The sequence below is a fragment of the Kitasatospora aureofaciens genome, from assembly GCF_001188955.3.
Classification (GTDB): domain Bacteria; phylum Actinomycetota; class Actinomycetes; order Streptomycetales; family Streptomycetaceae; genus Kitasatospora; species Kitasatospora aureofaciens.
Map to the genome: position 1 here is coordinate 40,255 of NZ_JPRF03000033.1, position 19,296 is coordinate 59,550.

Annotated in this window: 19 protein-coding genes; 6 read left to right on the forward strand and 13 right to left on the reverse strand. The window is 72.4% G+C overall.

Going from position 1 to position 19,296, the window contains the following annotated elements:
- Positions 1 to 99: 99 nt before the first annotated feature.
- The 5 genes from HS99_RS23005 to hisC form a co-directional block, all read right to left on the reverse strand.
- The gene (locus HS99_RS23005) at positions 100 to 687 is read right to left on the reverse strand and encodes a DUF5666 domain-containing protein (protein WP_050366664.1); all 588 of its coding nucleotides are present in this window, start codon (positions 685 to 687) and stop codon (positions 100 to 102) included.
- A gap of 13 nt (positions 688 to 700) precedes the next feature.
- Positions 701 to 1,912, reverse strand: coding sequence for an ABC transporter permease (locus HS99_RS23010; protein WP_030278179.1), 1,212 nt, complete (start codon positions 1,910 to 1,912; stop codon positions 701 to 703).
- A complete protein-coding gene (locus tag HS99_RS23015; protein ID WP_046386264.1) occupies positions 1,909 to 2,712 on the reverse strand; it encodes an ABC transporter ATP-binding protein in 804 nt (267 codons plus the stop codon). The genes HS99_RS23010 and HS99_RS23015 overlap by 4 nt, the downstream gene beginning before the upstream one ends.
- 2 nt (positions 2,713 to 2,714) lie before the next feature.
- Entirely contained in the window at positions 2,715 to 4,070 is a 1,356-nt protein-coding gene (locus HS99_RS47875; RefSeq protein WP_030552754.1) for an efflux RND transporter periplasmic adaptor subunit, read from the reverse strand.
- A 344-nt stretch (positions 4,071 to 4,414) separates the two neighbouring features.
- Positions 4,415 to 5,500 carry a histidinol-phosphate transaminase gene (hisC, locus tag HS99_RS23025; protein ID WP_030278182.1) on the reverse strand — a complete coding sequence of 362 codons (1,086 nt, stop codon included), beginning with the start codon at positions 5,498 to 5,500 and terminating at the stop codon, positions 4,415 to 4,417.
- A gap of 356 nt (positions 5,501 to 5,856) precedes the next feature.
- Here hisC and HS99_RS23030 point away from each other — a divergent pair, with 356 nt between their 5' ends.
- The 3 genes from HS99_RS23030 (at position 5,857) to HS99_RS23040 (ending at position 9,579) form a co-directional block, all read left to right on the forward strand.
- The gene (locus HS99_RS23030) at positions 5,857 to 7,014 is read left to right on the forward strand and encodes a LacI family DNA-binding transcriptional regulator (RefSeq protein WP_072654887.1); all 1,158 of its coding nucleotides are present in this window, start codon (positions 5,857 to 5,859) and stop codon (positions 7,012 to 7,014) included.
- Positions 7,015 to 7,170: 156 nt separating this feature from the next.
- Positions 7,171 to 8,484: a metallophosphoesterase gene (locus HS99_RS23035; RefSeq protein WP_305953122.1), complete on the forward strand. Its 1,314-nt coding sequence runs from the start codon at positions 7,171 to 7,173 to the stop codon at positions 8,482 to 8,484.
- A 267-nt stretch (positions 8,485 to 8,751) separates the two neighbouring features.
- On the forward strand, positions 8,752 to 9,579 hold the full coding sequence (locus tag HS99_RS23040; protein ID WP_050366665.1) for a hypothetical protein: 828 nt from the start codon (positions 8,752 to 8,754) through the stop codon (positions 9,577 to 9,579).
- A 110-nt stretch (positions 9,580 to 9,689) separates the two neighbouring features.
- On the opposite strand, the gene HS99_RS23045 is transcribed toward HS99_RS23040, so the two are convergent.
- On the reverse strand, positions 9,690 to 10,658 hold the full coding sequence (locus tag HS99_RS23045) for an aldo/keto reductase (protein ID WP_030552750.1): 969 nt from the start codon (positions 10,656 to 10,658) through the stop codon (positions 9,690 to 9,692).
- A 45-nt stretch (positions 10,659 to 10,703) separates the two neighbouring features.
- The gene (locus tag HS99_RS23050; RefSeq protein ID WP_030552748.1) at positions 10,704 to 11,300 is read right to left on the reverse strand and encodes an NADPH-dependent FMN reductase; all 597 of its coding nucleotides are present in this window, start codon (positions 11,298 to 11,300) and stop codon (positions 10,704 to 10,706) included.
- Positions 11,301 to 11,401: 101 nt separating this feature from the next.
- On the opposite strand from HS99_RS23050, the gene HS99_RS23055 reads away from it, so the two are divergent.
- A complete protein-coding gene (locus HS99_RS23055) occupies positions 11,402 to 12,238 on the forward strand; it encodes a helix-turn-helix domain-containing protein (protein WP_030278188.1) in 837 nt (278 codons plus the stop codon).
- A 10-nt stretch (positions 12,239 to 12,248) separates the two neighbouring features.
- Here the strand turns inward: HS99_RS23055 and HS99_RS23060 are convergent, their stop codons facing one another.
- Complete coding sequence (locus HS99_RS23060; protein ID WP_046385954.1) at positions 12,249 to 13,172, reverse strand: LysR family transcriptional regulator; 924 nt, start codon at positions 13,170 to 13,172, stop codon at positions 12,249 to 12,251.
- 143 nt (positions 13,173 to 13,315) lie between these two features.
- Here HS99_RS23060 and HS99_RS23065 point away from each other — a divergent pair, with 143 nt between their 5' ends.
- Positions 13,316 to 13,711 carry a VOC family protein gene (locus HS99_RS23065; RefSeq protein WP_030278190.1) on the forward strand — a complete coding sequence of 132 codons (396 nt, stop codon included), beginning with the start codon at positions 13,316 to 13,318 and terminating at the stop codon, positions 13,709 to 13,711.
- Positions 13,712 to 13,766: 55 nt separating this feature from the next.
- Here the strand turns inward: HS99_RS23065 and HS99_RS23070 are convergent, their stop codons facing one another.
- Positions 13,767 to 14,555, reverse strand: coding sequence for a DUF2637 domain-containing protein (locus HS99_RS23070; protein ID WP_050366666.1), 789 nt, complete (start codon positions 14,553 to 14,555; stop codon positions 13,767 to 13,769).
- 88 nt (positions 14,556 to 14,643) lie between these two features.
- The gene (locus HS99_RS23075) at positions 14,644 to 14,901 is read right to left on the reverse strand and encodes a hypothetical protein (protein ID WP_141763788.1); all 258 of its coding nucleotides are present in this window, start codon (positions 14,899 to 14,901) and stop codon (positions 14,644 to 14,646) included.
- Between the two features lie 362 nt (positions 14,902 to 15,263).
- Between HS99_RS23075 and HS99_RS23080 the strand changes: the two genes are divergently transcribed.
- Positions 15,264 to 16,574 (forward strand): Mu transposase domain-containing protein, encoded by a 1,311-nt coding sequence (locus tag HS99_RS23080; protein WP_157846565.1) that lies wholly within the window; start codon positions 15,264 to 15,266, stop codon positions 16,572 to 16,574.
- A 110-nt stretch (positions 16,575 to 16,684) separates the two neighbouring features.
- On the opposite strand, the gene HS99_RS23085 is transcribed toward HS99_RS23080, so the two are convergent.
- The 3 genes from HS99_RS23085 to thiC all read right to left on the reverse strand — a co-directional run bounded on the left by HS99_RS23085 (position 16,685) and on the right by thiC (position 19,248).
- A complete protein-coding gene (locus tag HS99_RS23085) occupies positions 16,685 to 17,092 on the reverse strand; it encodes a type II toxin-antitoxin system VapC family toxin (RefSeq protein WP_030278194.1) in 408 nt (135 codons plus the stop codon).
- On the reverse strand, positions 17,089 to 17,319 hold the full coding sequence (locus HS99_RS23090) for a FitA-like ribbon-helix-helix domain-containing protein (RefSeq protein WP_030278195.1): 231 nt from the start codon (positions 17,317 to 17,319) through the stop codon (positions 17,089 to 17,091). Before HS99_RS23090 ends, HS99_RS23085 begins: the two co-directional genes overlap by 4 nt.
- A 114-nt stretch (positions 17,320 to 17,433) precedes the next feature.
- Entirely contained in the window at positions 17,434 to 19,248 is a 1,815-nt protein-coding gene (gene thiC, locus HS99_RS23095; protein ID WP_030278196.1) for a phosphomethylpyrimidine synthase ThiC, read from the reverse strand.
- Between the last annotated feature and the right edge of the window lie 48 nt (positions 19,249 to 19,296).

Here is a 19,296-nt window from a genome sequence, read left to right on the forward strand (position 1 = left end):
TGGGGCTGGACCCACCCTGCCGGAGGCCGTCCAGGAAGCGGGCGGAGGCCCTCGCCTTCCCGGGCGAGGGCCTCACGAGCGTCCGGCGGCTGCAGGGAGTCAGCCTCCGGACGGGTTCCGGTTCCCACCTCCGAAGCCACCGCCGCCGAAGCCGCCGCCTGCGGAGCCTTCGACGAGCTGGCTGGCGTTGTACCCGCCGTTCGCGTCGGGCGTGCCGACGACGGTCACGCTCTGGCCGGGCTGGAGGTCGGCGACCTTGCCCTCCTTGTTGAGCTGGACCTTGGTCGAATCCCCCGTCGTCACCTTGACGGTGTTGCCGTTGGCGTCCGTGAGGTACACGGTCGAGCCGTCGACGGCCTTGACCGTGCCACGGGTGAAGCCACCCTGCCCCTGACCCTGACCCTGCCCCTGACCACCTCGGCGCCCACCGGCGCCCTGCCCGTAGCCGCCACCCGTCGCCGGTGCGCCGGCCGAAGCGGCCCGGGGCGAGGAGGACTTGCCGCTCGAAGTCCCCTGCCCCTGCTGGTACCAGACCCCGCCCGCGAACGCCCCCGTGGCGATCACGCCACCCGCGAGCACCAGCGACAGCCAGGGCAGCTTCCGCCTCGGCGGCGCGGCCAGTTCCGCGCTCACGTCGCGCGCGTCCGGCGGGGTCGAGAGCAGCGCGACCTGTTCGTCGTGTTCCATCGAAGAAGTGCTCCTACTCGTGCCGGAGGGCGTCGATCGGCCGCAGGGAGGCGGCCCGGTTGGCGGGGTAGCTGCCGAAGAACAGCCCGATCGCGACGGCGATGCCGAACGCACCGAGCACCGATGCGGGGATCACCACCGGTTTGATGCCGACGATGCTGAAGTGCGAGCCGACGATCCCGGCGGCCACGCCGAGCCCGGCTCCGATCACGGACAGCAGCGTGGACTCGGTCAGGAACTGCCCGAGGATGACGGCCCGGGGAGCGCCGAGCGCCTTGCGGATGCCGATCTCCCGCGTCCGCTCCGTGACCGTGACCAGCATGATGTTGGTGATCCCGATCCCGCCGACCAGCAGCGAGATCGCGGCGACCGCGCCCAGCAGCACGGTGAAGGTCTTCGTCGTGCTCTCCCTCGCCGTGAGCAGCGAGGCCTGGTTGGTGATCCGGAAGTCCGCCTTGCTCGGGTCGGCGATCGCATGGGTTCCGAGCAGGACCCGGGTGATCTCGGACTGCGCCGCCGTCGTGGTGTCGGCGGAGGAGGCCTGCACCAGGATCTGGTTGACCGTCCCGAAGCCCGTGAAGGCGTTCTGCACGGTGGGCAGCGGTGCGATCACCACGTCGTCCGGATCGGTGAACCCGCTGCCGCCCTTGGCCTGCAGCACGCCCACCACCGTGAACGGCGTGCCACCGAGCACGATCTTCTTCCCGACCGGGTCCTCGGTGTCGAACAGCTGCTTGGCCGTCGTGGCGCCGAGCACCGCGACCTTGCGCGAACCGAGCACGTCGTCGTTGGTGAAGTACTCGCCGTGCGCGACCTTCTGGTTGGAGGTCTCGAAGTACGCGGGGTACGTCCCCACCACCGAGCCCGGGGTGTACGAGACGTTCCCGTACAGCGCCGTCGCGCTGGTGGTCACCACCGGCGCCACGGACTTGATCGCCGAGGAGTCGGCGTCGGTCGCCAGCGCCTTGGCGTCGGCGACGGTCAGCTTCTTCACCGAGGACACCGACCGCGAGCCACCGGCCGCCGAACCGGCGCTGACCGTGAGCGAGTTGGTGCCGAGCGAGGTGATCGAGTCCTTCACCGCCTGCGAGGAGCCGTTGCCCACCGCGAGCAGCAGGATCACCGAGGCCACGCCGATCAGCACCCCCAGCATGGTGAGCGCCGAGCGCACCTTGTTGGCGGCGAGCCCACCCACCGCGAAGCGGAGCGTCTGCCAGAGGATCATGCCGGGACCCCCAGCCCGGCGAGCACGGGCGGAGGCCCGTCCACCGGCGCCTGCCGGACATCACTCACGATCTGCCCGTCGACCAGCCGCAGCACCCGCTTGGCGTGCCGGGCGACCTCGTCCTCGTGGGTGATCAGCACGACGGTGCGGCCGGTGGCGTTGAGCCCGTCGATCAGGCCCAGCACCTCCTCGGTGGAGCGGCTGTCCAGGTTCCCCGTCGGCTCGTCCGCGAGCAGCATGGCGGGCGCCGTGACCAGCGCCCGGGCCACCGCGACGCGCTGCTGCTGGCCGCCGGAGAGCTGGTTGGGCTTGTGCCCGGCGCGTTCGCCGAGACCGACCAGCGACAGCGCGGCCATCGCCCGCCGCCGGCGCTCGGCGGACCGGACGCCCGCGTAGGCGAGCGGCAGCTCGACCTGGGCGAGGGCGGTGGTGCGCGGGACGAGGTTGAAGGACTGGAAGACGAAGCCGATCTTGCGGTTGCGGACGAGGGCGAGCTGCTGCTCGTCCAGGTGGCCGACGTCGGTGCCGTCCAGCAGGTAGCGGCCGGAGGTGGGGACGTCGAGGCAGCCCAGGATGTTCATCAGGGTGGACTTGCCGGAGCCCGAACTGCCCATCACGGCAACGTAGTCGCCCTGCTCGATGTCCAGGTCGACGCCGGCCGGCTCGTCCGTCCCGGGCAGGGACGGGCCGCGCAGGGCGTGCACGGTGGCGTCGCCGTGCCCGTACGACTTGGTGAGCCGGCGGATCCGGATCACCGGTACGGGGTTCGCGGGGACGCGGTTGTCGATGACGTGCTGCATGCTCAGCCCTTACCGCCCCGGCCACCGCCGCCACCGCCGGCACCGCCCGGGATGCCGACCGCGCCGCCGTTGCCGCCCCGGCCGCCGGACCCGCCGCCGAAGCCGGGGAAGGAGCCGTTCGGGAAGCCGTTGTTGCCGCTGGTGGTGGGGAGTTCGACCTTGTCGCCCTCCTTGAGCCCGGAGACCACCTGCACGGTGGTGTCGCCCTCGACGCCCACGCCGACGTCGACCCGTTCGGTGGCGCCGCCCTCGTGCACCACCGTCGCGGTCCGCGAGGAGCCGGTGCCGGACAGCGCCGAGGTCGGCAGCGAGAGCGCGTTGTCCGCCTCGCCGGTGACCACCTGGACGGTCGCGCTGAGGCCGGTGCGCAGCGTGCTGGTGTCCCCGGTGAGCTGCAGGGTGGCCGCGTACTGGACGGCGGAGGAGCCGGCCGCGCCGCTGCCGCTGCTCGACGGCAGCGAACTGACCGACAGGACGGTCGCGTTGAGCTTGGTGTCGGACTGGGCGTTCAGGGTGACGGTCGCCGCCTCGCCCTTCTTCAGTTTGAGCGAGTCCAGCTCGGAGAAGTTGGCGGTGACCTGCATCCCGGTCGGGTTGGTCAGCACGATGAAGCCGCCGGGCGAGCTCGAAGCCGCGCTCGTGCCGGTGGACTTGGCGGACGTGGACGTGCCGGAGGAGGTGGCCCCCACGGTGTCGCCGACCTTCGCCGAGATCGAGGCGACCGTGCCGTCCACCGAGGCGGTGAGCGTCGTACCGGCCAGCGCGGCCTGGGCGTTGGAAAGGGCGGTCTGCGCGGTGGCGACCTGCTGCTGGGCCTGGGCGACGGCCGCATCGTCGACCTTGGTGGTGGTGACGGTGGTGGTCTGCGGGGCGGGCGTACTGCTCCCGCCCGCCCCGCGACCGCCGCCGCTGCCGCCCTGCGGGGCTGTGGTGGCCCCGGGCAGCGGCTCGGTGGTGGTCGTGGTGACGCCGGCCTGCGCCTTGGTGAGGTTGGCGTTCGCCGTGGTGAGGGCCGCCTGGGCGGCGTCCACTTGCTGCTGGGCCGCCGTGGTGTCGACGGTCGCCAGGACCTGCCCCTTCCTGACCGCGTCCCCGACCGCCACCTTGACGGCGGTGAGCCGCCCGCCGGTGGTGAAGTCCTGGGCGGCGTCGGTCGGCGAGACCAGGGTGCCGGTTCCGGACACGGTGGCCAGGACCGTCCCCTTGGCGACGGTCGCGGTACGGGCGGCCGGCTTGGCGGCCGCCGTGCCACCACTGCCGTTGACGGTGGCGTACACGAGGGCGACACCGCCCAGGAGTGCCACGCCGAGCGCGGAGTTGACGAGGACGGCACCTCGCCGCCGTGGGAGCACCTTCATGGCGGACAGCTTCGCCGGGCGCTCTTGCGCTGCCCTGGGCGGCGGCTGGGAGAAGACTGACCGGCCGGATCCGGGCATTCCTCCCCGATCGCCCACCCTGGACGGGCAGCTTGGCCGGGCCGTGGGCTGTCGTTGGCAGAACTCCCAGCGGCCTCCCAGCGATCCCCAGCCATCCGGCAGCGCATCCTCAGAGATCCCACATCTGCGAGGCGGCAGGGGTGCCCCCGAACACGCCGCAGGGGCGCACCCCTGAGGGGTGCGCCCCTGCGACCCGGGAGCCGGGACCAGAGCCCGGAGACCGGAGACCGGCCACCGGCAAGCAGTGACTGGCGGCCGGCGACCGGTCAGCCGTCGATCTCCTTGCGGAAGGCCTCCGCCACCGACAGGAAGATCGTGTTGCCCTCGGCCTCGCCGATCGACACCCGCACGCCCTCCGGGAACGGCCGGACGATCACCCCGGCCGCGGCACAGGCCGCGGCGAAGTCCGCCGAGCGCTCGCCGAGCCCGAGCCAGACGAAGTTGGCCTGCGAGTCCGGGATGTCCCAGCCCTGGGCGCGCAGCCCGGCGACGACCCGGTTGCGCTCCTGGACCAGCGCCTCGACCCGGACCAGCAGTGCCTCCTCCGAGCGCAGCGAGGCGACGGCGGCGTCCTGGGCGAGCTGGCTGACGCCGAACGGCACGGCGGTCTTGCGCAGGGCGCCCGCCACCGGCTCGTGGGCGATCGCGAAGCCGACCCGCAGCCCGGCCAGGCCGTACGCCTTGGAGAAGGTACGCAGCACGCAGACGTTCGGGCGGTCGCGGTAGAGGTCGATGCCGTTGGGCACCTCGGGGTCGCGGATGAACTCGATGTAGGCCTCGTCGACGACCACCAGGACGTCGCCGGGGACGGCGTCGAGGAAGCGCTCCAGCTCGGCGCGGTGGACCACGTTGCCGGTGGGGTTGTTGGGGTTGCAGACGAAGATCAGCCGGGTGTTCGGGGTGACGGCGGCGAGCATCGCGTCCAGGTCGTGGTCGCCGTTGGCCTTGAGCGGGACCGGGACGGGCGTGGCACCGGCGATCTGGGTGATGATCGGGTAGGCCTCGAAGGAGCGCCAGGCGAAGATCACCTCCTCGCCGGGGCCGGCCGTGGCGAGCACCAGCGACTGGGCGACGCCGACGGAGCCGGTGCCGAGGGCGATGTGCTCGGTGGGCACGCCGAAGCGCTCGGCCAGGACGGCGGTGAGCTCGCTGACGCCCATGTCGGGGTAGCGGTTGAACGAGCCGGCCGCCGCGACCGCCGCCTCCAGGACGCCGGGCAGCGGGTTGTTCGGGTTCTCGTTCGAGGACAGCTTGTAGGCGTCGGCGCCGGCCGGCTTGCCGGGCTTGTAGGTGGGGATGCCGTCCAGGCTCGGGCGCAGGCGCGGGCCCGGCGCTGAGGTACCACTGCTCACGGTCGTACTCCTTCGTGTTCTCTGCCGGTCCGCCCGCCCCGGCGCGGTCGGGATCGCCGCCGCACCCCGGGACCCGGCTTCGCCCCGTGGGTCCCGGGACGCGCCCGGACCACCCCGGTCGGGTGCCTTGCACGATACCGACCGCCCTCACCCGTAGGAGTGAGATGCCCGGACGGGTTACAGGCGCAGATCAGCCATTCTGCCCGGTTCCTTTGGCACATGTCAGAGGTAATACGCCTGGTTTCAGGAGGGGATCGAAGGGGCGCACCCCGGCTCACTCTTGGAGAAACGTATCTCCGAAGGCTCCCGATGCGCCGGTCACAGACCCTTGTCAGGAGCCATACGATCGGTCCGCCATGACAGCAGCAGCCAACCAGAGCGGTCGGCGACCCACCACCTCACGGCGTCTGGAGCGGGCCGGCATCCGGGATGTGGCAGCAGCCGCCGGAGTGTCGATCACCACCGTCTCCGATGCGCTGAACGGAAAGGGCCGCCTGCCCGACGAGACCCGCAGCCGGGTGCGCGAGGTCGCCGAGCGCCTCGGCTACCGCCCCTCCGCGGCAGCCCGCACCCTGCGCACCGGACGGTCCGGCCTGATCGGGCTGACCGTCACGACCTACGGCGAAGAGCCCTTCACCTTCACCGAGTTCGCGTACTTCGCCGAGATGGCCCGGGCCGCCACCAGTGCCGCCCTGGGCCGCGGCTACGCGCTGGTGGTGCTGCCCGCCTCCTCCCGCCACGACGTCTGGGGCAACATCGCCCTGGACGGCACCGTGGTGATCGACCCGCCCGACCAGGACCCGCTGGTCAGCGAGCTGTACCGGTCCGGCGTGCCGGTGGTCAGCGACGGCAAGCCCGGCAACTGCCCGGTCACCGCCTGGGTCGACAACGACCACGAGGCCGCCGTGCTCGGCATCCTCGACCACCTCTCCGAGGCCGGTGCCCGCCGGATCGGCCTGCTCACCGGCACCAGCACCGACACCTACACCCGGCTCTCCACGGAGGCCTACCTCGGCTGGTGCACCAAGGTCGGCCAGGAACCGGTGTACGAGGCCTACCCGGCGCACGACCCGGCGGCCGGCGCGGTCGCCGCCGACCGGCTGCTCGCCCGCCCCGACCGGCCGGACGCCGTGTACGGCCTGTTCGACCCCAACGGCACCGATCTGCTGGCCGCCGCCCGCCGCTACGGCCTGCGGGTGCCGGACGACCTGTTGCTGGTCTGCTGCAGCGAGAGCGACGTCTACGCGGCCACCGAGCCGCCGATCACCACGCTGTCGCTCAAGCCGCGCAAGATCGGCACCACCGTGGTGAACCTGCTCATCGACGCCATCGAGGGCGTCGACTCCGGTACGGGCGTGGACATCGCCCGGCTCTTCCCGCCGCGCTTCCGCACCGCCGGGAACGGCCCACCGCCGGGCACCCTGATGCCGACCGAGCTGATCGTCCGCGCCTCCTCCCAGCGGCGCAGCCCGCGCACCACCGTCAGCGCGCCCCGCCCGCCGGGCGAGGTGTAGACCTCACGCGCACCGGCCGTCGACCGCCGGGACGACGCCGAGACCCTACCGAGCCGGGACAAAACGGACCTTGCGGCACCGCCCGGCTGACGCTCCGGAGGATTGGATACCCACCAGGTGACGACGCCGGGAGAGTGGTCTTCCTATGATGGGCGAATGACACCCGAGGACCGCTTCCCCGGACCTGAGCACCCCCACTCAGGCCCCCGCCACCAGCCGGACCTCGACGTGCTGCCGTACGGCACCTACTACGAACCCGAGCCCGCCACGGGCTACCAGGGCGCGCCGTACGACGCGGAGACCTACAGCGGCTACGGCGGGGCACGCTACCTGGAACAGCACTGGCCGGTCGACGGCCAGGGCCACGGGCACACCGTGCACGCCCAGGGGACCGGCACCGACCACGGGCCGGTCGACCAGTCGGCGGTCTTCTCACACCAGGGCCAGGGCCCGGGCGACTACGAGGACGCCTACGAGACGGCCGGGTACGAGGGCGGCTACGACGCCCAGGACCACCCCGGCTACGAGCCCACCCTGCCCGACCAGCCCTCCCCGGCCCTCCAGCTCGCCGACCGCGACGACCCGCCGACCATCGAGCTCGGCCCGCCGCTGCCCGACCCCGCCGCCCCGACCTACCCGTACCCGGCCCCCGGCCCCGGCGAGCCGCCCGGCCCGGTGTACGTGGTCGGCGACGTGCACGGCTACCTCGACGAGCTGCGCGCCGAACTGCACCACCAGGGCCTGATCGACGCCGACGGCCACTGGTCGGCCGGCCGCGCCCGGATCTGGTTCCTCGGCGACTTCACCGACCGCGGACCGGACGGCATCGGCGTCATCGACCTGGTCATGCAGCTCGCCGCCGAGGCGGCCGCGGCCGGCGGCTACTGCCGCGCTCTGATGGGCAATCACGAACTGCTCTTCCTCGGCGCCCACAAGTACGGTGACGAGCCCGTCCAGTCCACCGCCGGGACCGCCTCCTTCCTCGCCGCCTGGCGGCTCAACGGCGGCCAGCAGAACGACCTGGACCGGCTGGAGGCCCACCACATCAGCTGGCTGTCCCGGCTGCCCGCGATCGGGCTGGAGGACGGGCACCTGCTGCTGCACTCCGACACCACCGCGTACCTGGAGTACGGCGAGTCCATCCCCGACGTCAACGACGCGGTGCACGGCGTGCTCGCCGACGGCGGCGTGGACGAGTGGTGGGACTGCTTCCGCCGCTTCACCAAGCGCTTCGCCTTCCGCGGCGACGCCGGCCCGACGGCCGTCCACGAGCTGCTCGACACCTACGGCGGCTCCCGGATCGTGCACGGGCACAGCCCCATCCCGTACCTCACCGGCGCGGTGCACGCGGACGACGGGCAGCCGCCGCACATCCCGGGGCCGTACGTGTACGCGGACGACCTGGCGGTGGCCATGGACGGCGGGGTCACCATGGAGGGCCGGCTGCTGGTCGCCAGGCTGCCGATCTGACGGCATGACGTTCAGTCAATAACCGCTCGCCGCCGGAACAGTTGTTCCCGGCGCTCGGGCCCCCGCACGCGCGCCGCCCGGGGCGCGAAATTCCGGAAACCGACTGTCAGCACGGCCACACCCGCCCCTACCATGAGGCACACCACACCCGGCCGCCCGTCCGGCGGCCCGCCTCCGCGCCCGCCCCGGCGTCCCGAGGGTGTCCCGCGTCCCCGATGCGGCCCCACGTCCTCGCTGCCGGCCGGGGTCCGCATGAACGGGGTCCCCATGTCCAACCCCCCGCCGCTGCACGCCGAGGACCGCCCGGAGTACGAGCGCCTCCTCGGGGAAGCCCTGCGCGACCGCACCGTCCTCACCGCCCTGCGCGCCCCCGGCGCGCTCACCGCCGACCAGTTGCGCGTCCTCGCCCTGCGCGACGCCGACACCGTCAACACCGCGGCCGGCACCGAGTACGCCCATTACACCGCGCTGCGCGAGAGCCTGCGCGCCACACCCCCGCCGCCGGCCGACGTCGAACCGTACGCCCCCGGCCTGCTCAGCCAGCTGCGCTCCACCAACGGCGGCGCCGGGCTGTTCCCCGTCCTCACCGTGCTCACCCCCATCCTGGCCTGGTCCGCCGGACTGGTCCTGCTGCTGGTCGGCTACCTGCTGCGCGCCGTCGACTCCGGCCTCCTCCTCGGCCGCTCGATGGTCACCGCCGGCTGGGTCGCGCTCGCCGCCGGGGTCGCCGCGATGGCCGTCGGCGTCGTCGGGCTGCTGCTCACCGCCATACGCGACGGCGCCGCCGCCGTCCCGGCCGGCACCGATCCGGAGCTCGCCGCCGAACTCGCCGCCGCCCGCGCCGAATGGCGCACCGCCCTGCGCGAGCGCGGCCTGCTGCCCTACCTCCACACCCGCCTGCCGGCCGTCCCCGGCCGCCCGGCCCCCGGCTTCACCGGCCCCGGCTACAGCCCGCCCGCCTTCACCAGCCCCGGCCCCGACGGCCTCACCGGCGCCGACGGCCGCACCCCCCGGCCCGCGGCCTTCACCACACCGGACTTCACCGGGCCCGGCTACACCCCGCCCGACTTCACCGGACCGGACGACGTCGGCTGACGCCGTGGGCACTGTCCTGGGGACTGCCGCCGTAGCCCACCCGGGAGCCCCGGCCTCCGCCCTGCCCCACCCCGGCCCCACCCCGGGCCCGGCCCCGGTTGCCGGCCCGCTCAGAAGCCGGTCGGCAGCCGGGGGGTGTACGGCGCCTCCAGGGCCGCGCGCTCCGCCCCGGTCAGGTGGACGTCGAACGCGGCCGCCGCGTCGTCCAGGTGCCCCGGTCGGGTGGCGCCGACGATCGGCGCGGTGACCAGCGCGTTGCCCAGCACCCAGGCCAGCGCGACCCGCGCCATCGGCACACCCCGGGCCCCGGCGACCGCCTCCACCGCGTCCACGATCGGCCGGTCGACGTCCGCGAAGAACCGACCGGCCACCGCGTCCCCCGCGGAGCGCGCCGTCGACTCCCCGTACGGACGGGCCAGCCGGCCCGAGGCGAGCGGGCACCACACCAGGCTCCCCACCCCCTGGTCGGCGAGCAGCGGGAACATCTCCCGCTCCTCCTCCCGCTGCACCAGGCTGTACTGGTGCTGCATCGACACGAAGGCCGGGCCGCCGTCCCGGACCGCCGCGTGCCGCAGCTTCGCGAACCGCCAGGCCCACATCGAGGAGGCGCCGACGTACCGGACCTTCCCCGCCGCGACCACCTCGGCCAGCGCCGCCACGGTCTCCTCGACCGGGGTCACCGGATCGAAGCGGTGCAGTTGGAACAGGTCGATGTGATCGGTGCCGAGGCGGGTGAGCGAACCGTCGACCTGCTCCAGGATCGCCCGCCGGGACAGCCCCGAACCGCCCGGGCCGTCGTGCATCGGCAGGCCCGCCTTGGTCGCCAGCACCACGTCCTCGCGCTGGGTGTAGCGCCGCACCGCGCGGCCGACCAGCTCCTCCGAGGCGCCGCCGCCGTACACGTTGGCGGTGTCCCAGAGGGTGATGCCGAGCTCCACCGCCCGCCGGAACACCGGCGCGGCCGCCTCCTCGTCCAGCGCCCAGGGGTTGTGGCCGCGGCCGCTGCCGCCGAAGCCCATGCAGCCGAGCGCGATCCGGCTGACCACCAGGTCGGTGCCGCCGAGCTTGCCGTACTCCATCGCGTTCCCCTTCCTTCCCTTCTCCTCTTCTCCCCGCCTCCCTTCTCAGGCCGGGTACGGCGCGGCGGCCCGGGCGTTCTTCAACGCACCCGCCCACCAAACCAGTTGGTCGAGCATGGCCTTGGCGTAACCGGCGGCCTGCGGGTCGTCGGGTCGGCCGTCCGTCCACGCGGTGAAGTAGTTCGGGAAAGAGAGGCCGTCCCGGATGGTCACCGCGTGCAGTTCGGTCAGGACGTTCTCCAGGTGCAGCACCGCGTGCCGGCCGCCGGCGGCGCCGCCGTAGCTCACGAAGGCGACCGGCTTGGCCGTCCACTGGGTGAAGTGCCAGTCGATCGCGGCCTTCAGCGATGCCGGGTAGCTGTGGTTGTACTCGGGTGTGACGATCAGGACGGCGTCCGCGCCGTCCAGGGCCCGGGTCAGCCCCGCCATCCCGGCCGGGCGGGGATAGTCGGCGCCGGCGAACTTCGGCGGGGCGGCGGGCAGCGCCAACGGCAGCTCAAACTCCGCCAGATCGACCACCTCCACCTCGAATCCGCCGTGGGCTAAGGCCTGTTCGGCCACCCACGAGGACACCACCGGGCCGAACCGGCCCTCCCTGACACTGCCGACCAGGACCACCAGCTTGTACGTGTTCTTCTCCATGCCCACCACCATCCGCCCGCCCGCCGGTGCCAGCCAGACCCTGCCCAGGCTGGCCCCCGCAGGGCCACCCTCCGCGCCCGCCCCACCCGTACGCTCGTCATATGGGCACACCCCTGGGGGACTTCATCCGCGCCAAGCGCGACAGCATCCAACCCGAGACCTTCGGCCTGCCGGACCACGGCCGCCGCCGCTCACCCGGACTGCGCCGCTCCGACCTCGCCATCCGCGCGGGCATCAGCGTCGAGTACCTCACCCGGATGGAACAGGGCCGCGACCGCAACCCCTCCACCGCCGTGGTCAACGCCCTCGCCGACGCCCTCAGCCTCGACCCCGCCGAACGCACCCACCTGCGCTACCTCGCCAAGATCACCGGCGGCGCCTGCCCCCACCACGTCCGCCCGACCCCGCCCTCCCGCGAGGTCCGCCCCGCCGTCCGCGAGACCCTCCGCCTCCTCGAACCCGGCATCGCCGCCGTCACCAACCGCCTCGGCGACGTCCTCGCCCACACCCCCGGCTACGCCGCCGTCATCGGCGCCGCCGGCCTGCTCGACCACCCCGCCCCCAACCTCACCCGCTACGTCTTCACCGACCCCCGCGCCCGCACCCTCTTCCCCGACTGGGACGACATCGCCGACGAACAGGCCTTCGACCTCTGGCTCGGCCCCTCCGTCGAGAACTCCGAATGGCTCAGCACCGAGCTCGCCCCCGTCGCCGGCCCCGAGTTCACCCGCCGCCTCGCCAACCAACTCGTCCCCCGCCGGGGCCCCCTCCGTCTCCACCACCCCACCGGCCCCGAACTCCGCCTCCACCGCGAAACCCTGGAGTTCCCCGCCGACGCCCAACAGCTCCTCGTCCTCCTCCCCGCCGACCCCGAAACCGCCACCCACCTCACCCGACTGACCCGCCCGGCCGGCCCCCACCTCCGCGCCATCTCCTGACCCCGGCCCCCTACCACCCCGCTCCGCGAGCCGAGCACTGCACAGCCGCGCCCCCACCGGCCACATCCGCCGTGGCCCGGATGAACTCCCGCACCCGCCCAGTGGTGTTGGACGGAAGCCAGATCGGCCCGCGCTCGATCAGCGGGGCGTCGTGGATGGGGACGTAGGCGAGGTCGGGCCGGGGGTAGTACTGGCGGCAGTGTTCGCCGACGGGAAGGACGCCGCGGCCCATGGCGACCAGGCTGAGCATCTCGGAGAAGGTGGCGCCGGAGGGCCCCTTGGGGACGGGACGGCCGGAGGGGGTCCGGTCGGGGGTGCGGTCGCGCTTGAAGCCGATCGAGGTGACCGCCGGGTACTGCACCACCGGGTGGTCCGCGAGCACCTCCAGCGACACCGACGCCTCGGCCGCCAGTGGATGCCCGGCCGGGACGGCCAGTGCGCGTCGCTCGGCGAGCAGGACCGGGCCGAGCGCCATGCCGTCGAACGGGTACGAGGCGACCAGGACGTCGATCGACCCGTCCTCGAGGCTGGAGCGGGAGTTGGAGAGCTGTGCCTCCCGGACGTCCACCCGGCAGTCCGGGTGCCGCTCGCCGAACAGCGCGACCGCCCTGAGCAGCACCGGTGCCGTCCACTCGCCGAGGAACGCGACCCGCAGCTCGCCGGTCACCCCCTTGCCGGCGTCGACCGCCCGCCGCAGCGCCTGCTCCATCGCGGCCACCACCGGGGCGAGGTCCTCGGCCAGCTGCCGCCCGACCGGGGTGAGCCGTACGGACCGGCTGGTGCGGTCGAACAGCGCTGCGCCGACCTGGCGTTCCAGCTTTCTGACGATCTGGCTGACCCGACCGGTGGTGAGGCCCAGCCGCTCGGCGGTCCGGCCGAAGTGCAGTTCCTCGGCGAGTGCGAGGAAGACCTCGGTCTCCAGCCGCTCCAGCATGCCGCCCCCGTTCCTGCCGTCATGCGACCGGCATCGTTCAATCCAGCTCAATGATCCTTCGGCGATCCGGGATTGATGATCGCTCCCGTTCGGAGGATCGTGGAACCCGTCCCCACCGATCCCACACCACCGGAGCCGATCACATGCGCGTCGTCGCCCTCGACCACCTGGTCCTCAACGTCGCCGACATCGAGCGGTCGCTGGCCTTCTACACCGGTCTCCTCGGCCTGGAGCCGGTCCGGGTCGAGGAGTGGCGGGCGGGCAAGGTCTCCTTCCCGTCCGTCCGGGTCTCCCCCGGCACGATCATCGACCTGTTCGACCGCCCCCGGCACGAGTCCAACGTCGACCACATCTGCCTCACCGTGGAGCCTCTCGACTGGCAGGAGGTCGTCGACTCCGGCGTCTTCACCGTCCTCGACGGCCCGGGCCCCCGCTACGGCGCACGCGGCACCGGCACCTCCCTCTACGTCCAGGACCCGGACGGCAACACCGTCGAGCTCCGCTGGTACCCCCAGGACGCCGGCGAGGACACGGAATGACCACCGGCGGAGCACACGGTGACCGACACCCGTCGCCCGGCTCGTCGAGGAAGGTTCACCGGCGCGCCCGGTGACCGGTCTGCCGGTCCAGCCGCTGGCGCGCCCGCCTGGCCGCGGTGAGCTGGCGCACGAGTTGGTGGAGCGAGATGACACCGGTGAGCGGCGGCAGGCCGGAGACGACGACGGCGGACAGCGTCCAGGGGACGTCGGCGACGCACAGTCCGGCGGCGAGGCCGGAGAAGAGCACGACCACCACCCAGGAGTGGAACGGCTGACGCCCGTGCTGGACGGCGCGCAGGACCGACAGACAACCCGCGAGCCACGGTCCGTAGACGACCACCGGCCACACCTGTGACAGTCCGCGCGGCACCCGCGAGAAAGCCAGTTCCTGGAGGGGCCCGTAGGAGAACACCAGGCCCAGCGCGCAGGCCGCGGTCACCGCCAGCGCCGTCAGCGCACCGCAGGCGGAGCTGACCAGGCGGGGCCAGGCCGGGCCGGGGAAGGGAGGGCGTCGGCGGTGCCGGGAAGTCGACGGGCCCACCGGGCCCACCGGGCCGACCGGTCCGCCCGTCCCACGAGTCCCGGACGGCTCGACCGGGGATCGCGGAGGCGGCACGAACGCCGTCTCGTTCTCCCAGCCGGCGGCCGACGCGACGACGGGGCTGAACGCCTGCACGTCACCGGGCACGGCGCCGAGGCCGTAGGTGGAGCCGTCGTCGTACCAGTCCGCGGAGCAGGGCTCCTCGCGGCCCCGGTCCCCGGGAGCGGCCCAACCCCCGTGGTTCGCCTCGCCGTAGCCGCGGGCCCCGTACGCGCCGAGGAGTTCGGTCATCCGGTCGTACACGGCAGGCTCCCCACATGGTCGTCCGGCTGCGGATCGGCCCGGCGGCCCGCCCGGCCCGGCACGGAACAGCTCGATGGCACCGGTGGCGTCACGATTCCTCCGGGAAGAGCAGGGCGCCGATCCGCGCCGCGAAGTCGCTCTCCAGCTGGCCGATCTTCCGCACGAGGTCGGCCAGCGGACGCGAGGTGTGCGACAGGACGACACGCTCGCCGTTGCGCGACAGGTAGCCGGTGGACACGTCGCCCACGGCGTTGCGGCGGTCGGGGACGAACAGCCATGTCCCGAGCGGGGCGATCGGCTCCCGCATCGGAGGCGACGGGGCGTAGGGCAGGCATGGTGAAGTCACGCGTACATCAACGAGAAGCGGCGGGCACGGTTTTACGACGTACGGGCGTCCTTCCATATTCGATATCGGAGATGCTCTGCAAAATTACCCAGGCCGAAGAGCCGGGGGGTGAATATTTTCCCGCCGCCCGCGGAGTTCGCATGAGGGGTCGACCCGAAGCGCCGGAACACGGGTAATCCTATACTCACCGGCGGTGCTGCTCGCCAAAAATCCCCAAGTAAAACAATGACAAGAGAAACGTTTCTTCTTTTCGCGCGATGCTATGTTTCCGACTTGCCCTTGGCATATCCCTCGGCTCGCGCCGGGTCGAACGGCCCCTGGGAGGCTTCTTGCTGTCCTGGAAGGAATACCTGGAAGCGGTAATGCTGCATCGCCAAGGATGGTCGATAATCAGAATCTCCCGACACCTCGGGCGTGATCGGAAAACCGTGAGGTCCTACCTCCGGGGAGAGCGGACCCCTGGCATCAGAATTCCCCCTCGGGACGGATTCCTCCAGTTCCTGCCGTACTGTCGCCATCGTCTGGCGGAGGACCCGCACCTGGCTGCCACCGTCCTCTTCGACGAGGTCGTCGAGCTCGGTTACGGGGGCGGCTACTCGACCTTCACCGGGGCCCTGCGCAAACACCAGGCCAGGCCGCGCTGCCGGCAGTGCCACGACCTGGCCGTGGCCGCGAGCGGGCGGTCCGATCCCGTGCCGGCCGAAGGGACCGTCGAGTTCGACTGGCTTCGGCTCCCCGATCCGCCGCCGTCCTGGGGCTACGGCCACCGGGCGGGGCTGCTGGTGGGTTCGCTCCCCGGCCCCGGCCCCGCCGCAGGCGCGGGCTGCCGCATCGGCCGCTGGGCGGTGGCGCTGGCGGAGGACCAGGAGCTGCCCCACCTCGTCGAAGCCGTCGACACCGTGCTGAGACGGCTCGGTGGTACCGCCGGATGCTGGCGGTTCGGCCGGACACCGACCGTGTGGGGCCCGCGAACCGACCGGGTGACGCCGGAGTTCCGGCAGGTGGCCGAGCACTACGGCGTGCGCGTCGAGTGCCGGCTGCCGACCGACCAGCGCTCCTCCACCCGCCGGACCCTGGACGAGGCCGTCCGCTCGTGGTGGCGCGGGCTGCCGGACGACACCAGCCTCCGTAACGCCTGGGACGATCTGGACCGGTGCGCCGCACGCCTGGACGCCCGGTGGGGAAGCACCGACACCCCGGCACTTCGGAAGCTGCCCACGCCCTACCCGGCCCGTGTGCGTGTCCGCCGCACCGTCACCGCCCAGGGCCTGGTGCCCTTCCGCGGCAACTTCTACGCCCTGCCCGAGCACCTGGTCGACGCGCCGGTGGAAGTCCGCCGTCGCCTCGACCAGTCCCACCTGTCCGTCGCCACCCCCGCTGGCGCCGTGATCGCCCGCTGCCCCCTCGCTCCGGCGGAGGCCGGGCTGACGGTCGTCGAACACAGCAGCGCCATCACCGTGCTGGAGCGCCACCCGGCACCGGTGCCCCCCGACGCCCCGCTCTGCCGGCGGAACACGCCGCGTCCACCGTCCCCCCGGGCCCTGGCCGAAGCCGACGCGCTGCGCGCCCGGTTCGCACTCCAGCCCACCCACCGGCCCGACGGGGAAGGCGACGCCCCGACGCCACGGGTGCCCGCCCCACGGGCCCGCCCGGCCGGCGGCACCGGGAGCTGATCGGCCGGCCCACGAGCCCCACTGCCCGCTCCCGCCGGGTCACCGGACGCCGGTGACCCGGCGGGTGAGCGGCCCTCCGACGAAGGCACCACCGGGACGCGCTGCGCCGACTAAGGGCGAACCGAAGCGAAGACCTCGATGTCGCACTTTGCCGCCCCGCTGCGCTTGATCCTCGCGTCGCTGGTGATCAGCGGTACGCCGAGGGCTTCCGCCAGGGCGACGTACTGGGCGTCGTAGGCGCTGAGGTTGGCGTGCAGCTTCTTCACTCTGTCCCAGAACGGCAGCGTCTCCCGTTTGGCGATGGGAAGCATCCGGTAGGCGAAAACCGCCCTTTCCACCTCCCTCTCGGTCAGCTTGCCGCCACGCTGCATGCCGAGCAAGGCCGACTGGATCTCGTAGTCCAGGAGGGTGGGAGCGTAGACGTCCCCCGCCTCGGCCACACGGCTCCGGATGAGTTCTCCGTCGGGACTGTGGGCCGTGAGGACCAGGACCAGAGCGGAACAGTCGATAACGATCAACGCCCGGCTCGTCCCTCGTCGATGGCAGCGACGATGTCGGTGGCGCTGACGCGGGCGGTGGTCTCCCGGTTCAGCCGCTCCATCATCTCCGCCATCGTCGGCTTGGACACTTCCCTTGCGATCAGGTCCTGCATGAACGCCTGGAGCGACTTGCCGGCCTGGGCTGCGCGGATCTTCAGGGTCTGGATCTGATCGTCAGGGACATCCCGGATGGTGAGCGCTGGCATATCTGCACTCTAGCATCAGTAGCTGCAAAATGCAGATGCCAGCCGGTCGGCGCCGGTTCAAGCGACGAGCCCTCTCCCGGCATCCGGAAGAGGGCTCGCAAACGGGCAGGGGCGTCAGTCGGCCAGCGGGAGGTAGACCCGGTTGCCCTGAGCGGCGAACTCGGCGGACTTCTCGGCCATACCGGCCAGAGCCTCGGCGTCGAACTCGCTGGAGACGGCCGTCGAGCCGTCGCCGTGCTCGTCCCGGATCTTTTGACTGATCTTCATCGAGCAGAACTTCGGGCCGCACATCGAGCAGAAGTGGGCCGTCTTGGCGGGTTCGGCGGGGAGGGTCTCGTCGTGGAAGTCCCGGGCGGTCTCCGGGTCGAGGGCCAGGTTGAACTGGTCCTCCCAGCGGAACTCGAAGCGGGCGTCGGAGAGGGCGTCGTCCCAGGCCTGGGCGCCGGGGTGGCCCTTGGCGAGGTCGGCGGCGTGGGCGGCGATCTTGTAGGTGATCACGCCGGTCTTGACGTCGTCCCGGTTGGGCAGGCCCAAGTGCTCCTTGGGCGTGACGTAGCAGAGCATCGCGGTGCCCCACCAGGCGATCATGGCGGCGCCGATGCCCGAGGTGATGTGGTCGTAGCCGGGGGCGACGTCGGTGGTGAGGGGGCCGAGGGTGTAGAACGGCGCCTCGTCGCAGATCTCCTTCTGGAGATCCATGTTCTCCTTGATCTTGTTCATCGGGACGTGTCCCGGGCCCTCGATCATCACCTGGACATCGCGCTCGCGGGCGATCCGGCCGAGCTCGCCGAGGGTCTGCAGTTCGGCGAACTGCGCCTCGTCGTTGGCGTCCGCGATGGAGCCGGGGCGCAGGCCGTCACCGAGCGAGAAGGTGACGTCGTAGGTGGCCAGGATGTCGCAGAGTTCCTCGAAGTTGGTGTAGAGGAAGTTCTCCCTGTGGTGCGCCAGGCACCAGGCGGCCATGATGGAGCCGCCGCGCGAGACGATGCCGGTCTTGCGGCGCGCGGTGAGCGGGACGTACCGCAGCAGTACGCCGGCATGGACGGTCATGTAGTCGACGCCCTGCTCGCACTGCTCGATGACGGTGTCCCGGTAGACCTCCCAGTTCAGCTCCTCGGCCTTGCCGTCGACCTTCTCCAGGGCCTGGTAGAGCGGCACGGTGCCGATCGGCACAGGGGAGTTGCGCAGGATCCACTCGCGGGTGGTGTGGATGTTGCGGCCGGTGGAGAGGTCCATGACGGTGTCGGCGCCCCAGCGGGTGGCCCAGGTCATCTTCTCCACCTCCTCCTCGATCGAGGAGGTGACGGCGGAGTTGCCGATGTTGGCGTTGATCTTCACCAGGAAGTTGGTGCCGATGATGGCCGGCTCCACCTCGGGGTGGTTCACGTTGACCGGGATGACGGCCCGGCCGCGAGCCACCTCCGCGCGCACGAACTCCGGCTCCAGGCCCTCGCGCAGCGCCACGAACTCCATCTCCGGCGTCACCACGCCCCGCTTGGCGTAGGCGAGTTGGGTGACGGCGGCGCCGCCGCGACCGCGCAGCGGGCGGCGTGGGCGGCCGGGGAAGACGGCGTCCAGGTTGCGCAGGTTGCCGCCGCGCGGCGAGGTGTGCTTGATCCCGTCGTCCTCGGGGCGCGCCTCGCGGCCGTCGTACTCCTCGACGTCGCCGCGCTGGCGGATCCAGGCGTCGCGCAGGGCGGGCAGGCCGCGCCGGACGTCGGGCTCGTAGGCGGGGTCGGTGTACGGACCGGAGGTGTCGTACAGCGGGACGGTCCTGCCGTTGGTGAGCTGCACCTCGCGGTACGGCACCCGCAGGTCCGGGCGGGACCCGTCGCGGTACGCCTTGCGCCAGGCCGGCGTCGGGTAGCCGGTGCGCTCACTGCTGGGGGCGCTCTGGGCAGACTGCGGCTGTGCTTCGAACGTGGTCATCTGACCTCTACTCCCTACGCCGGCATTACCCGGTCAGGTTCCTGCGGT

Bases quoted from the DNA above. Each gene is read 5' to 3' on its own strand.
- HS99_RS23010 (WP_030278179.1), bottom strand. From the start codon at position 1,912: ATGATCCTCTGGCAGACGCTCCGCTTCGCGGTGGGTGGGCTCGCCGCC.
- HS99_RS23065 (WP_030278190.1), top strand. From the start codon at position 13,316: ATGCGCGTCGTCGCCCTCGACCACCTGGTCCTCAACGTCGCCGACATC.
- HS99_RS23055 (WP_030278188.1), top strand. From the start codon at position 11,402: ATGGGCACACCCCTGGGGGACTTCATCCGCGCCAAGCGCGACAGCATC.
- HS99_RS23040 (WP_050366665.1), top strand. From the start codon at position 8,752: ATGTCCAACCCCCCGCCGCTGCACGCCGAGGACCGCCCGGAGTACGAG.
- HS99_RS23005 (WP_050366664.1), bottom strand. From the start codon at position 687: ATGGAACACGACGAACAGGTCGCGCTGCTCTCGACCCCGCCGGACGCG.
- HS99_RS23030 (WP_072654887.1), top strand. From the start codon at position 5,857: ATGACAGCAGCAGCCAACCAGAGCGGTCGGCGACCCACCACCTCACGG.
- HS99_RS23080 (WP_157846565.1), top strand. From the start codon at position 15,264: ATGCTGCATCGCCAAGGATGGTCGATAATCAGAATCTCCCGACACCTC.
- HS99_RS23045 (WP_030552750.1), bottom strand. From the start codon at position 10,658: ATGGAGTACGGCAAGCTCGGCGGCACCGACCTGGTGGTCAGCCGGATC.
- HS99_RS47875 (WP_030552754.1), bottom strand. From the start codon at position 4,070: ATGAAGGTGCTCCCACGGCGGCGAGGTGCCGTCCTCGTCAACTCCGCG.
- HS99_RS23035 (WP_305953122.1), top strand. From the start codon at position 7,171: ATGACACCCGAGGACCGCTTCCCCGGACCTGAGCACCCCCACTCAGGC.
- HS99_RS23050 (WP_030552748.1), bottom strand. From the start codon at position 11,300: ATGGAGAAGAACACGTACAAGCTGGTGGTCCTGGTCGGCAGTGTCAGG.
- HS99_RS23015 (WP_046386264.1), bottom strand. From the start codon at position 2,712: ATGCAGCACGTCATCGACAACCGCGTCCCCGCGAACCCCGTACCGGTG.
- HS99_RS23060 (WP_046385954.1), bottom strand. From the start codon at position 13,172: ATGCTGGAGCGGCTGGAGACCGAGGTCTTCCTCGCACTCGCCGAGGAA.
- thiC (WP_030278196.1), bottom strand. From the start codon at position 19,248: ATGACCACGTTCGAAGCACAGCCGCAGTCTGCCCAGAGCGCCCCCAGC.
- HS99_RS23090 (WP_030278195.1), bottom strand. From the start codon at position 17,319: ATGCCAGCGCTCACCATCCGGGATGTCCCTGACGATCAGATCCAGACC.